The sequence below is a fragment of the Spiroplasma ixodetis genome, from assembly GCF_040369795.1.
In the GTDB taxonomy this organism is placed as follows: domain Bacteria; phylum Bacillota_I; class Bacilli_A; order Mycoplasmatales; family VBWQ01; genus Spiroplasma_E; species Spiroplasma_E ixodetis_B.
Window position 1 is genome coordinate 113,310 of the sequence record NZ_AP028955.1, and the last position, 13,512, is coordinate 126,821.

The following is a 13,512-nucleotide window of genomic DNA, read 5'->3' on the forward strand; positions in this document are numbered from 1 at the left end:
ATTTTAAATTATTAATTGACTTTTAAAAAATTTATTTACGGAATATGTCTAATATATAATACTAAATATTCATTCATTATTTTAGCTATTTCTTTTAAAAAATCTTCTTGTTTGTTTTTATCTCTTTGTTCATATAGAAAAGTTTTTTTTATATGTATAATTTAGTTTTTTGAAATAGTTATAAACTGTTTCTTTAGTCATATCATCAAATTTTTCAATTACTTTTTGAACTGTAACATCTTTATTTTGCACTAAATAATTTTTTAATTCATCTAAATCCTTTGTTTTGTGGCTATGTCCTTTTTGATAATTCAAAATTGGTTTTATATGCCCAGTTTCTTTTTTTCTTTTTCTTCATAAGAATAAAGTCTTTCTAGTAATATTGAACACTTTACAAATTTCTTTAATTTTCATGTTTTTACTTTCATAGGCTTCTATTACTTTTCTTCGTAAGTCTTCACTGTATGGTTTCGGCATAATTTAATCTTCCTAATCTATTTTAAATATTGCTGAATTGTACTTTTAAATTCAAAAACTGTTTAAATTACATATTATTATTTTACATTATTTATAAGTAAACATTACTTTAGTTAGCTATATATGCCAAAGGCATGACTTTATCAGATATTAGAATGCAGTTACAAGAGTTATATCATGGTGCTGATATTAGCGAAAGTGTTATTAGTCAAATTACTGATGATGTTATTGATGATGTTAAAGCATGACAAAATCGGCCATTAGAAAGTGTTTATCCGATTGTTTATTTTGATTGTATAGTAGTTAAAGTACGACAAGATAAAGGCATTATTAACAAATCAGTTTATATAGCACTAGGAGTTGATTTAGAAGGTAAAAAAGATGTTTTAGGTTTATGAATTAGTGAAAATGAAGGTTCTAAGTTTTGATTATCTAATTTCACAGAAATGAAAAATCGAGGCTTAAATGATATTCTTATTGCTTTTAGTGACAATTTAACAGGGATGTCAGAAGCAATACAATCAGTTTATCCTAAAACCGAACATCAATTATGCATAGTTCATAAAATTAGAAATAGTTTAAAATATGTTTCATACAAACATAGAAAATCACTAGTTACAGATTTAAAACCAATTTATAGTGCATGTAGTGAAGAACGAGCAATGCAAGCTTTAGAATCTTTTGAAAGTAAATGAAATAAACAATATCCTCAAATTGCTAAATCATGATATAAAAATTGAGATAATTTAATGGTTTTTATTAGTTATCCTGCAGAAATCAAAAGAGTGATTTATACAACAAATGCTATTGAATCTGTTAATAGCCAATTACGAAAAGTTATTAGAAATAAAAAATTTTTTCCAAATGATATTGCAGTTTTTAAAATATTTTACTTAGCAATTGAAAATATAACAAAAAAATGAACAATGCCGATTCAAAATTGAAATACAGCAATTGCTCATTTTATGATAAAATTTGAAGATGGAATTAATCTAAACTAGTAACTTTGTAAAAAGATACACAGATTTTTAAAAAGCCTCAAGCCTTACTTATTTATAATTATATACTATTGTAAAAGTTTTTATCATTATATTTGATGTTATAATGCTATTTATTAAGTATCAATTAAGTATCATTTTTGTTTTGTGTTTGCTTTATTAAATTAAGTATCATTTTTGTTTTGTGTTTGCTTTTATAATTTTTTATGTTAAGATTTGTTTGTTATTAAAATATAAAATTTGCTATTTTTATAATAGTGTTGCTAAGGATTTTTTATATGGATACTCAACAAGATTTTTATATCAAAAATGTTTCTTATGCTTCTTATGTTAAAAACGTTGTTTTGCCTATTTCTTTTTTAAATAATTTTGGAAATATTGGGGGTAAATATTATGTTGGCAATAAACAGAAATTAAGAAATAATACTTCTCGTAATAAAACTAATTTGATACAAAAAGCACTACATAATTTTTATGATAGTCAAATGTTAAGTTTTCTTACTTTAACTTATAAAGATAATATGCAAGATATTAGAAAAACAAAAAAAGATATTCGCTTATTTTTTCTTAAATTAAAGAAATGATGAAATGACCCTAAACGTTCTAAATATTTAGGTTAATTGAAACATTTTTATGTTTATGAATATCAAACTCGTGGAGCAGTTCATTTTCATATATTAGACATATTCCGTAAATAAATTTTTTAAAAGTCAATTAATAATTTAAAATTTATTTTATAATTTCTTTATTAATAAATTAATAAGGTGTTGATAAAAATGAATTTTGAAAATTTAAAAAAATTAAAAAATGAACAATTTTATAGATATTTTGGTATAAAACGTTTTCATTTTGATGAAATGTTAACAAAATTAATTGAAATAGAAAATTTAAAAAAAACTAAAGGTAGAAAATATAAACTTTCAGTTGAAGAAAGATTGATGATGACTTTAGTATACTGAAAAGAATATTATACTTTTTCCAAATGAGTATTAAATATAAAATGAGTGCATCAAGTTGTTTTCGAAATATTACTTGAGTAGAAAATAAACTTAGTGATGACAAAGATTATCAGTTTTTAAAAACAAAATATAAATCAAAAATTGAGAAAAAACAAGAATATTTAAATGAATTTCAATTTTATTTAATTGATTCAACTGAAATTGAAATTGAAAGACCAACTAAAAAAAACTACAGTTAGAATATTTTTCTGGTAAAAGTTGAATGTTTTCTATAAAATTTCAAATTATATATGACTTTTTAATAAAAAAATTGTTGATATTTTTGCTGATAATGGAAAAGTACATGATTTTCAAATATTAAAAAATTCAAATCTTGAATTTTCAGAAAAAACAATAATTATTGGTGATTTGGGATATCAAGGAATACAAAATATTTATAAAAATACTATATTACCAATTAAAAAACTAAAAATAAAAAATTAACTAAACAAGAAAAAATCTACAATAAAATTATTTCAAAAATTATAATTAAAGTTGAACATGTTTTTGCTTGATTAAAAGATTCAAAATTTTAATAAATAAATGTAGAAAAAGTATATTTAGACTTATGTACTTAAGATTTAACTTACTTTGTGAAATTTTTAATAAAACAAAACCATTAAAATAAAAAAATATTAAAAATATTTTTTTAAAAATTTAAATTTTTATCAAGTTAATATAAAAATAATATTAACAATTTTTGTGTTTGAAATATAAATTTATTTTTAAAGTATTTTTTTAAAAATATTAACTTCTATAATTATTAACACTAAAAAATTTATAAATATTATTATTGACAATTGATTAAATTTATTTACGGAATATGTCTATTGATTAGATATTAATAATACTGCTAAATTAATATTTAATGGTTCTGGTTATGATTATGATGAACATAGTAGTGATGTTTATACTAATAAAACTCAAAGTATGTTTAATAATAAATATGATATGGAAACTACAGAAACAAAAATTGCACATTATAATCCTTATATTTATAGAATGCTTGATATTTTAGTTACTTATTCAAAAAAAAGAAAGTGGTCAAAATTATTGAAATGGAATTGGAGAAAGACCTTATAGTTTTAAATTTATTCCAATTGCTATGACTGACCAAATTGTACAAGACCAAATTATTAATTCAAGATTAAATAATGGTACAATGTCACAATAAGAAGCAATTGGTGAATATGATAATATTGACCATTTAATGGCTGAAAATAAATTAAAACATATTATTAAAGAAACTAAAAAAATAAATAATGAAATTGGAGAAAACACAAATGATAATGAGCAACGCAATGAAAATTAAATAGACATATTCCGTAAATAAATTTTTTAAAAGTCAATTAATAATTTAAAATTTATTTTATAATTTCTTTATTAATAAATTAATAAGGTGTTGATAAAAATGAATTTTGAAAATTTAAAAAAATTAAAAAATGAACAATTTTATAGATATTTTGGTATAAAACGTTTTCATTTTGATGAAATGTTAACAAAATTAATTGAAATATAAAATTTTAAAAAAACTAAAGGTAGAAAATATAAACTTTCAGTTGAATAAAGATTGATGATGACTTTAGTATACTGAAAAGAATATTATACTTTTTTCCAAAGGAGTATTAAATATAAAATGAGTGCATCAAGTTGTTTTCGAAATATTACTTGAGTAGAAAATAAACTTAGTGATGACAAAGATTATCAGTTTTTAAAAACAAAATATAAATCAAAAATTGAGAAAAAACAAGAAGATTTAAATTAATTTCAATTTTATTTAATTGATTCAACTGAAATTGAAATTGAAAGACCAACTAAAAAAAACTACAGTTAGAATATTTTTCTGGGAAAAGTTGAATGTTTTCTATAAAATTTCAAATTATATATGACTTTTTTAATAAAAAAATTGTTGATATTTTTGCTGATAATGGAAAAGTACATGATTTTCAAATATTAAAAAATTCAAATCTTGAATTTTCAGAAAAAACAATAATTATTGGTGATTTGGGATATCAATGAATACAAAATATTTATAAAAATACTATATTACCAATTAAAAAAACTAAAAATAAAAAATTAACTAAACAAGAAAAAATCTACAATAAAATTATTTCAAAAATTAGAATTAAAGTTGAACATGTTTTTGCTTGATTAAAAAGATTCAAAATTTTAATAAATAAATGTAGAAAAAGTATATTTAGACTTATGTACTTAAGATTTAACTTACTTTGTGAAATTTTTAATAAAACAAAACCATTAAAATAAAAAAATATTAAAAATATTTTTTTAAAAATTTAAATTTTTATCAAGTTAATATAAAAATAATAGGTAATGTTTAGTAATCTGTGTAACTTACAAAAATAACTATGTTTAATTAATTCTAGTAAATAAAATTAAATAACTAGAAAGAGTGAGTTACGTATGTCTAAAAAACAAAATATTAATAATAATGATCCAATATCAAAAGCAGTAGATTTATTATTAGAAAATACTGAAGATTTAACAACAGTTTTTAAAGAGGGATGTTTATATAAAGAATTAACAAAAAGATTAGTTGAAAAAATGTTGAATTCTAAAATTCAAAATTATTTAGGATATGAAAAAAATCAACATAATAATAGTGATAATGCTCGCAATGGTATAAATTCAAAAAAATTAATAACTCAACAAGGTAAAATTGAGATTAATGTACCACGAGATCGTAATAGTAATTTTGAGCCAGTAATAGTTGCAAAAAGACAAAGAAGATTTGATGGTTTTGATCAACAAGTTCTTTCATTATATGCCAAAGGCATGACTTTATCAGATATTAGAATGCAGTTACAAGAGTTATATCATGGTGCTGATATTAGTGAAAGTGTTATTAGTCAAATTACTGATGATGTTATTGATGATGTTAAAGCATGACAAAATCGGCCATTAGAAATTGTTTATCCGATTGTTTATTTTGATTGTATAGTAGTTAAAGTACGACAAGATAAACGCATTATTAACAAATCAGTTTATATAGCACTAGGAGTTGATTTAGAAGGTAAAAAAGATGTTTTAGGTTTATGAATTAGTGAAAATGAAGGTTCTAAGTTTTGATTATCTAATTTCACAGAAATGAAAAATCGAGGCTTAAATGATATTCTTATTGCTTGTAGTGACAATTTAACAGGAATGTCAGAAGCAATACAATCAGTTTATCCTAAAACCGAACATCAATTATGCATAGTTCATCAAATTAGAAATAGTTTAAAATATGTTTCATACAAACATAGAAAATCACTATTTACAGATTTAAAACCGATTTATAGTGCATGTAGTGAAGAACAAGCAATGCAAACTTTAGAATCTTTTGAAAGTAAATAAAATTAATTAAACATAGTTATTTTTGTAAGTTACACAGATTACTAAACATTACCTTTAAAACATTTATACTCATTTTAAATTTATATTGATTTTAAAAATTCTAAAATTCGATTTAATTCTTTGTGATTACTATAATTGATGATTAGTTGTTTTTTATTGATTTTTACTTTAGTATCTAAAGTTATTGATAAAGTATTTTCTAATGCTACTAAATGAAGATCTGACTTTTTATTAACATTTTGTTTTTGATTTAAACTTAATTGTTGCATCTTAATAACATCTTCAACCTTACGAACACTTCATTGTTCGCTATATGCCCTTTTAGCGATAGTTACCATTAAATTAAGATTAGTACCTAAACTTAATAATGGTTTAACATGACCCATTGTTAATTCATTGCGTTGAAGCATTTGTAAAATATCTACTGGCAATTGCAAAATTCGTAAAGTATTAGCGATGTGACTACGTGATTTATTAACTTTTTGTGAGAGTTGTTCTTGAGTTCATTTCATTTTACTAATTAAAGTTTGATATGCCTGTGCTTCTTCAAAAGCATTCAAATCAACACGTTGAATATTTTCAATCAAAGCAAATTCCATTAATTGTTGATCTGTTACTTCAATAGTTACTGCAGAGATCTCTGTTAAACCTGCTAATTTTGCAGCTTTAGTTCTACGTTCACCAGCAACTAATTGAAAAACACCATCTGTTATCGTTTTTTTAACAATAATTGGTTGAATTAAACCATGAATTTTAATTGAATCACTTAGTTCTTTAATTTCTTGTTCATTAAATACTACACGTGGTTGATATGGATTAGGAATAATTTTAGCAAGAGAAATAGTTTGTGAAAAAGTTTTAGCAATTTCTGGTGAACTTTCAATGTTAGTTATCAAATCATTTAAACCTTCACCAAAAATTGATGCTAAGCCTTTAGCAGAAATACGATTTTTTTTATCATTAGACATTATTTAACACCTCATTCACTAAACTTTGATAAGCAATAGCACCACTGCAACGTGGCCGATAACTAAAAATATTTTTACCATGACTTGGTGCTTCACTTAGGGTTACATTTCTTGGAATATAATTTTTATAAACTTTTTCTCTAAAATTTTTTTGAATTTCTTTGATAACTTCAACAGAAGAAGTTGTTCTAATATTAACCATAGTTAATAAAATGCCTTCAATTTCTAAATTGGGATTAAATAATTGTTGTACTAAACGAATAGTAGATAATAATTGTGCCAAACCACCTAATGCATAAAACTCAGCTTGTAACGGAATAATAACTGAATTAGCTGAACCTAAAGCATTACGATTAACTAATCCTAAACTAGGCGGACAGTCAATAATAATAAAATCATATACTTCCTTTACGGGTTCTAATTTTTCTAATAAAATATTTCTTTTATTACGAGATTGCTCTAATAAAAATATTTCGGCTCCCGCCAAAGAAATGGTCGATGGTAATAAATCTACTCCTTGACAAACTTCAGTTTTAATGACTTTTTCCAATGGAACATCATGTACTAAAACATCATATATATCTTGTTCAACTTTATCAGCAGCAAAACCCATTGAAATAGTAGCACTACCTTGTGGATCCAAATCAATAAGTAACACTTTTTTATTTTTTATACCTAAACCTGCAGCAAGATTAGTAGCAGTAGTTGTTTTTCCAACTCCACCTTTTTGATTAGCAATTGCAATAATTTTGCCCATAATAATTACCTTTCTAAATTAATAGACTAATATTTTATCCTACTAATTAAGTTTAACACTAATTTTAATTAATATTATTTACAAAGGTTTACTTTTAATTTGTTGATAAGGTCTTGGATATTTTAAAGCACATAATTTATATTTTTGAAAATGAAGGATTGTTCTTTGACCATAGTTGTTTGGTAATTGAACAGTAAATTGATTAATTAACTTTGCACCCATTGTGTTAATACTATTTTGTGCCAACGCAAGTTCTTCTTCAACTTTAAGCCCCTTATAGGCAATAAATAATCCTTCAACTTTTACTAATCCTAAACATAATTCACTTAAAATATTTAGCGGTGCTAATGCTCTTGCTGTTACAATATCAAATGTTTCACGATATTGATGAGCAAACACTTCTGCTCTTTGATTAATTATATAAACGTTTTCTAAGTTTAATTCAGTAATTAGTTTTTTTAGAAATTGACATTTCTTTGTATTTGATTCAATAATAGTTAATTGTAATTTGGGAAAACAAATTTTTAAAATTATTCCTGGTATACCAGCACCAATACCGACATCACAAATATTTTGATCATCCAAAGTGATGTTATTACTAATTAAAAGAGCGTCATAGAAATGTTTATAATAAACTTCTACTTCTTCAATAATTGTTGTTAAGTTATATTTTTTATTTTCAGCAATTAAAATTTTATAATACCGACTTAATTGTTGTTCCATTATTGTTGTTAAAGTTAAATTAGTTAAACCTATAGTTCAATCTTTATTCATTGCTTACTCCTAAATCAATCTTTTAATAAAATACTTTATTTAAAGTAGACTATAAATATAATGCTTTAAATAATTAAATATAATTTAATTATAATTTTATATTTAATTATAATGTTTTTTTAGTATATGCTTGAAATTTTATCACATAACTACTATCCTTCAAAATTTAATGTTATTTTTAATTAATAATTAATTAAATAATTTAAAATGCTTAAAATATCATTTTCGTTGTATTTTCTTTAAACTCAAATATAATTAACACATATAATAATTATTATTAAAAAAATTATAAAAGTTTTTTAACTCATTGCTTAATTTAAAGTAAATGAGTTTTTATGTTTTAATTGATACCATTGAAAGGAAAAAGAAAAAAATGAAAATTTTACTTAATTTTTCAAACGAACTAACAAAATCTATTAATAATAGTTCATTAAATACCATTATAGAAATTAACAATTGAACAAATCCTATCAAATAATATAAAAATAAACTTGACCAAATATAACTAACTAAAGTAATGTTTGCTTATATATTGAAAAACAAAATCAATAGTTTTTTTAATATTTGGTCAATAATTTGGTAATATTTTTCTTATATTATGTTTTATAGCAAATCAAAAATGTTCAATTGGATTTAAATTAGGAGAATATGGTGGAAGAAATAATAGTTTGCATCCAGAATTTTCAATTAATTGTTGTGTTAATTTAGATTTATGAAAAGTTGCATTATCTAAAACTATAATTTGTCCACCCTTTAATACTGGAATTAGTATATTTTTTACATATGATTCAAAAATTTTACTGTTGCAATGTCCTTCAAATGCTCATAGGGCTTTTAATTTACCTTTATTCAGTGAACCAATTATACTAATTCTTTTTATTTTATAGCTAACTAAAGTAATGTTTACTCATATCTTGAAAAACAAAATCAATCGCTTTTTTAATATTTGGTCAATAATTTGGTAATATTTTTCTTATATTATGTTTTATAGCAAATCAAAAATGTTCAATTGGATTTAAATTAAGAGAATATGTTGGAAGAAATAATAGTTTGCATCCAGCATTTTCAATTAATTGTTGTGTTAATTTAGATTTATGAAACGTTGCATTATCTAAAACTATAATTTGTCCACGCTTTAATACTGGAATTAGTATATTTTTTACATATGATTCAAAAATTTTACTGTTGCAATGTCCTTCAAATGCTCATAGGGCTTTTAATTTACCTTTATTTAGTGAACCAATTATACTCATTCTTTTTATTTTATATGCGGGTTTATTATCAAATAATCTTTTACCTTTTTCAGATCAACCATATTTATAAAATTCATTATCATCAATTCCAGACTCATCAATATATACTAAATCTTCATTAGACATATTCCGTAAATAAATTTTTTAAAAGTCAATTAATAATTTAAAATTTATTTTATAATTTCTTTATTAATAAATTAATAAGGTGTTGATAAAAATGAATTTTGAAAATTTAAAAAAGTTAAAAAATGAACAATTTTATATATATTTTGGTATAAAACGTTTTCATTTTGATGAAATGTTAACAAAATTAATTGAAATAGAAAATTTAAAAAAAACTAAAGGTAGAAAATATAAACTTTCAGTTGAAGAAAGATTAATGATGACTTTAGTATACTGAAAAGAATATTATACTTTTTTCCAAATGAGTATTAAATATAAAATGAGTGCATCAATTTGTTTTCGAAATATTACTTGAGTAGAAAATAAACTTAGTGATGACAAAGATTATCAGTTTTTAAAAACAAAATATAAATCAAAAATTGAGAAAAAACAAGAAGATTTAAATGAATTTCAATTTTATTTAATTGATTCAACTGAAATTGAAATTGAAAGACCAACTAAAAAAAACTACAGTTAGAATATTTTTCTGGTAAAAGTTGAATGTTTTCTATAAAATTTCAAATTATATATGACTTTTTTAATAAAAAAATTGTTGATATTTTTGCTGATAATGGAAAAGTACATGATTTTCAAATATTAAAAAATTCAAATCTTGAATTTTCAGAAAAAACAATAATTATTGGTGATTTGGGATATCAAGGAATACAAAATATTTATAAAAATACTATATTACCAATTAAAAAAACTAAAAATAAAAAATTAACTAAACAAGAAAAAATCTACAATAAAATTATTTCAAAAATTAGAATTAAAGTTGAACATGTTTTTGCTTGATTAAAAAGATTCAAAATTTTAATAAATAAATGTAGAAAAAGTATATTTAGACTTATGTAATTAAGATTTAACTTACTTTGTGAAATTTTTAATAAAACAAAACCATTAAAATAAAAAAATATTTTTAATATTTTTTTAAAAATTTAAATTTTTATCAAGTTAATATAAAAATAATATTAACAATTTTTGTGTTTGAAATATCAATTTATTTTTAAAGTATTTTTTTAAAAATATTAACTTCTATAATTATTAACACTAAAAAATTTATAAATATTATTATTGACAATTGATTAAATTTATTTACGGAATATGTCTATTATTATTTTACATTATTTATAAGTAAACATTAATTTAGTTAGATATATATAAAATTACAATGGTTAATAAGTATTTGAACGTTAAATTTAGTTATTAAGAAGTTAATATATTTTCATTATCATTAAATTAATTTTTATTTTAAAAAATGATAATCTTTTTATATAAAATAGGAGATAATTTATTGAAATATGTAATTATTATTATGAAAATTGTATTTGCAATTTTTGCAAAAAATAAGATTACGATTAAAAACGCAAAAATGCCTAAAATTTATATAGTAAATTTTTGAAGTATAGTTTAATTATTAATTATACTTTTGTTTAGATAGTATTTTATATATTTTAAATTTTATTATTTTCTATTATATAATGTTTAAGTATAAAAATAAGACAGTTAAAAATAAGTAATTATTTAATTATTATTGTATTAATATTAGTAAAGTAATATTAATATTAATTTTTAAAATTATAGATAGTATTTTATATTTAATAATTAGGTAGTTTAGTTTTTCTTAATTATGTTTTTATATAGAAAAAACCATTATCAATATATAATATCTTTATCTTTAAGATTATTATTGTCTTGATTATTATATTAGGTATAATGTAAGAGACTATAAAAATTATAAGATATTTTATTTTATATAAATTTAATTTATTATTAATATAATAGGGGTGATTATGTGGAAAAAGATAAAGATATTACGAACATTATTAAAAAAGCATTATCAGAAAGTATTTTATCTGTACCAGGTGTTGCCAATATTTATGAAAAAGATAATAATTATGGAATTAAAGTTAACAAGTCTGATTTAGGTTGAATTATTGATATTAATATAGTTTGTTTTTTTAATAATAATATTTGAAATATTATGAATCAAACTCAGAAAAATTTAAAATATATTGTTGAAAAGATTATTAAACATCAAGAATATATAGTAATTAACATTTTTGTTCATGATTTAATTGAATAATAAAAGAAAACATAAGGTGAAATTAAATGAAAAAAATTGATATTAAAACCTTAAAAGTTATGCTTATTAGCGGTGCTAATAATCTTTATAATCATCATTTTGAAGTTGATAAATTAAATGTTTTCCCCGTACCTGATGGTGATACTGGAACAAATATGAATTTAACAATGATGAATGGCATAAAAGAATTAAATGGCAAAGAATATGATAGTTTAAAAACATTTGCTACTACTTTTTCTCGTGGTTTAATGATGGGTGCGCGTGGTAATTCTGGAGTTATTTTATCTCAAATTTTTCGTGGTTTTTTTCAAACTATAAAAACAAAAGATTTAAAAAATGATTTCATTAGTAATGAAGATTTATTAAAATCTTGAAAAAGTGCACAAGATTATGCATATCGTGCAGTTATGAAACCAGTAGAAGGTACTATTCTTACTATTGTTAAAGATGGTGCTAGTTATATTAATGAATTAGAAATAACAGGCAAAGATTCGCTTTATATTTTTGAAAAATTACTAGAAGGAATGAATGAATCGTTAAAAAGAACACCTGATTTATTGCCAATTTTAAAAAAAGTAGGAGTTGTTGATTCGGGTGGTGCTGGTTTAGTTTATATTGTTGAAGGTATGGTGTATGGTTTAAAGCATGGTAAAACTATTTCACCAAAGAAAAAATTAGAACAACAAGATACAGCAAAATTAGAAATGGTTTTAAATCAAGAAAACTTTGGTTATTGTTCAGAAGTTATTGTAAAACTAAATAAAGTTAGTAAGTTAGATTTTAATTTAAGCAAAACACGAACTGATTTAGAAACAATGGATGGTCAATCAATAGTTTTAGTAGATGATGAAGATTTAATTAAAGTTCATGTTCATACTTTAAAACCGGGTCAAATTTTAAATTATTTTCAGAAATTTGGTGAAATTTTAAAAGTAAAAATTGAAAATATGACCGAACAGGCAAAAGCACATACACAAACTACTAAACCAATTCGTAAATTAAATAATAAATTTGCTTTAATTGCTGCTGTTCCCGGTAGAGGAATTGAAACCTTTTTTAGAGATTCATTAAAGGTTAACAATATTATTATGTATTCAAAAAGAATTAATCCATCAACAGATGACTTTTTAAAGGCAATTGAAATTGTCGACGCAAAAAATGTTTTTATTTTACCAAATGATAGTAATTTATTTTTAGTAGCAGAACAAGCAAGAAAATTAGAAAAAAAATCAAAAGTTTTTGTATTACCTGCTAAAAATATTGCTCAAGGTATGCGCGCTGCTTTAAATTTTAATCCTGAATTAAGTGCAAAAGAAAATAATAAAAATATGTGAAGTGATATTAAATCTGCTGCTTTTGGTTATATAACAGTTGCTGATCGTGATGTTGAAATAGATGGTATTAAAATTGGAAAAAAACAATTTTTTTCTGCTGTTAGTTTTCGTAATAAAGATGGTAAAGAAAAAATTATTGCTTCAAATGAAAATTTATTTAATGTAATTAAAGTATTGTTTACTAAATTAATTTGAGATGGCGCAGAAATAATTACTATTTTTAAAGGTAAAGGTTATTCAAAAGATCAAATTAATTTTATGAAAAAAATTTTAGATGAAGATTATGATATTGAATATGAAATTGTTGATGGTGATCAAGAAGTTTATAACTTTCTTTTCGTGGTTGAATAA

General features: G+C 21.8%; 18 protein-coding genes. 12 read left to right on the plus strand and 6 right to left on the minus strand.

Features of this window, described 5'->3' with window-relative positions; all coding sequences use genetic code 4:
• Positions 1-117: 117 nt before the first annotated feature.
• Positions 118-477: an IS630 transposase-related protein gene (locus tag ABWV63_RS00830; RefSeq protein WP_353306428.1), complete on the minus strand. Its 360-nt coding sequence runs from the start codon at positions 475-477 to the stop codon at positions 118-120.
• Positions 478-611: 134 nt separating this feature from the next.
• Here ABWV63_RS00830 and ABWV63_RS00835 point away from each other — a divergent pair, with 134 nt between their 5' ends.
• The 8 genes from ABWV63_RS00835 to ABWV63_RS00870 all read left to right on the plus strand — a co-directional run bounded on the left by ABWV63_RS00835 (position 612) and on the right by ABWV63_RS00870 (position 5,827).
• Positions 612-1,478, plus strand: coding sequence for an IS256 family transposase (locus tag ABWV63_RS00835; RefSeq protein ID WP_353306429.1), 867 nt, complete (start codon positions 612-614; stop codon positions 1,476-1,478).
• A 275-nt stretch (positions 1,479-1,753) separates the two neighbouring features.
• Positions 1,754-2,095 (plus strand): hypothetical protein, encoded by a 342-nt coding sequence (locus ABWV63_RS00840; RefSeq protein WP_353306430.1) that lies wholly within the window; start codon positions 1,754-1,756, stop codon positions 2,093-2,095.
• A gap of 156 nt (positions 2,096-2,251) precedes the next feature.
• Positions 2,252-2,515: a hypothetical protein gene (locus ABWV63_RS00845; protein ID WP_353305542.1), complete on the plus strand. Its 264-nt coding sequence runs from the start codon at positions 2,252-2,254 to the stop codon at positions 2,513-2,515.
• Entirely contained in the window at positions 2,458-2,673 is a 216-nt protein-coding gene (locus ABWV63_RS00850) for a hypothetical protein (RefSeq protein WP_353306431.1), read from the plus strand. The genes ABWV63_RS00845 and ABWV63_RS00850 overlap by 58 nt, the downstream gene beginning before the upstream one ends.
• A gap of 19 nt (positions 2,674-2,692) precedes the next feature.
• Positions 2,693-2,917, plus strand: coding sequence for a hypothetical protein (locus ABWV63_RS00855; RefSeq protein ID WP_353305961.1), 225 nt, complete (start codon positions 2,693-2,695; stop codon positions 2,915-2,917).
• Between the two features lie 1,126 nt (positions 2,918-4,043).
• Positions 4,044-4,238: a transposase family protein gene (locus ABWV63_RS00860; protein ID WP_353306432.1), complete on the plus strand. Its 195-nt coding sequence runs from the start codon at positions 4,044-4,046 to the stop codon at positions 4,236-4,238.
• Between the two features lie 92 nt (positions 4,239-4,330).
• Positions 4,331-4,738, plus strand: a complete 408-nt coding sequence (locus ABWV63_RS00865; protein WP_353306433.1) for a transposase family protein — start codon at positions 4,331-4,333, stop codon at positions 4,736-4,738.
• 156 nt (positions 4,739-4,894) lie between these two features.
• A complete protein-coding gene (locus tag ABWV63_RS00870; RefSeq protein ID WP_353306434.1) occupies positions 4,895-5,827 on the plus strand; it encodes an IS256 family transposase in 933 nt (310 codons plus the stop codon).
• Positions 5,828-5,907: 80 nt separating this feature from the next.
• On the opposite strand, the gene ABWV63_RS00875 is transcribed toward ABWV63_RS00870, so the two are convergent.
• From ABWV63_RS00875 to ABWV63_RS00895, 5 genes are all read right to left on the minus strand, one after another.
• Complete coding sequence (locus ABWV63_RS00875; protein ID WP_353306435.1) at positions 5,908-6,795, minus strand: ParB/RepB/Spo0J family partition protein; 888 nt, start codon at positions 6,793-6,795, stop codon at positions 5,908-5,910.
• Positions 6,788-7,552 carry an AAA family ATPase gene (locus tag ABWV63_RS00880; RefSeq protein WP_353306436.1) on the minus strand — a complete coding sequence of 255 codons (765 nt, stop codon included), beginning with the start codon at positions 7,550-7,552 and terminating at the stop codon, positions 6,788-6,790. The genes ABWV63_RS00875 and ABWV63_RS00880 overlap by 8 nt, the downstream gene beginning before the upstream one ends.
• Positions 7,553-7,630: 78 nt before the next feature.
• Positions 7,631-8,326 carry a 16S rRNA (guanine(527)-N(7))-methyltransferase RsmG gene (rsmG, locus tag ABWV63_RS00885; protein WP_353306437.1) on the minus strand — a complete coding sequence of 232 codons (696 nt, stop codon included), beginning with the start codon at positions 8,324-8,326 and terminating at the stop codon, positions 7,631-7,633.
• 505 nt (positions 8,327-8,831) lie between these two features.
• A complete protein-coding gene (locus tag ABWV63_RS00890; RefSeq protein WP_353306438.1) occupies positions 8,832-9,251 on the minus strand; it encodes a transposase in 420 nt (139 codons plus the stop codon).
• A complete protein-coding gene (locus ABWV63_RS00895) occupies positions 9,214-9,705 on the minus strand; it encodes an IS630 family transposase (protein WP_353306439.1) in 492 nt (163 codons plus the stop codon). Before ABWV63_RS00895 ends, ABWV63_RS00890 begins: the two co-directional genes overlap by 38 nt.
• A 91-nt stretch (positions 9,706-9,796) precedes the next feature.
• Between ABWV63_RS00895 and ABWV63_RS00900 the strand changes: the two genes are divergently transcribed.
• From ABWV63_RS00900 to ABWV63_RS00915, 4 genes are all read left to right on the plus strand, one after another.
• The gene (locus tag ABWV63_RS00900; RefSeq protein ID WP_353306440.1) at positions 9,797-10,219 is read left to right on the plus strand and encodes a transposase family protein; all 423 of its coding nucleotides are present in this window, start codon (positions 9,797-9,799) and stop codon (positions 10,217-10,219) included.
• A gap of 23 nt (positions 10,220-10,242) precedes the next feature.
• The gene (locus ABWV63_RS00905; protein ID WP_353305801.1) at positions 10,243-10,596 is read left to right on the plus strand and encodes a transposase family protein; all 354 of its coding nucleotides are present in this window, start codon (positions 10,243-10,245) and stop codon (positions 10,594-10,596) included.
• 940 nt (positions 10,597-11,536) lie between these two features.
• Entirely contained in the window at positions 11,537-11,827 is a 291-nt protein-coding gene (locus ABWV63_RS00910; protein ID WP_353306441.1) for a hypothetical protein, read from the plus strand.
• Between the two features lie 26 nt (positions 11,828-11,853).
• A complete protein-coding gene (locus tag ABWV63_RS00915; RefSeq protein ID WP_353306442.1) occupies positions 11,854-13,512 on the plus strand; it encodes a DAK2 domain-containing protein in 1,659 nt (552 codons plus the stop codon).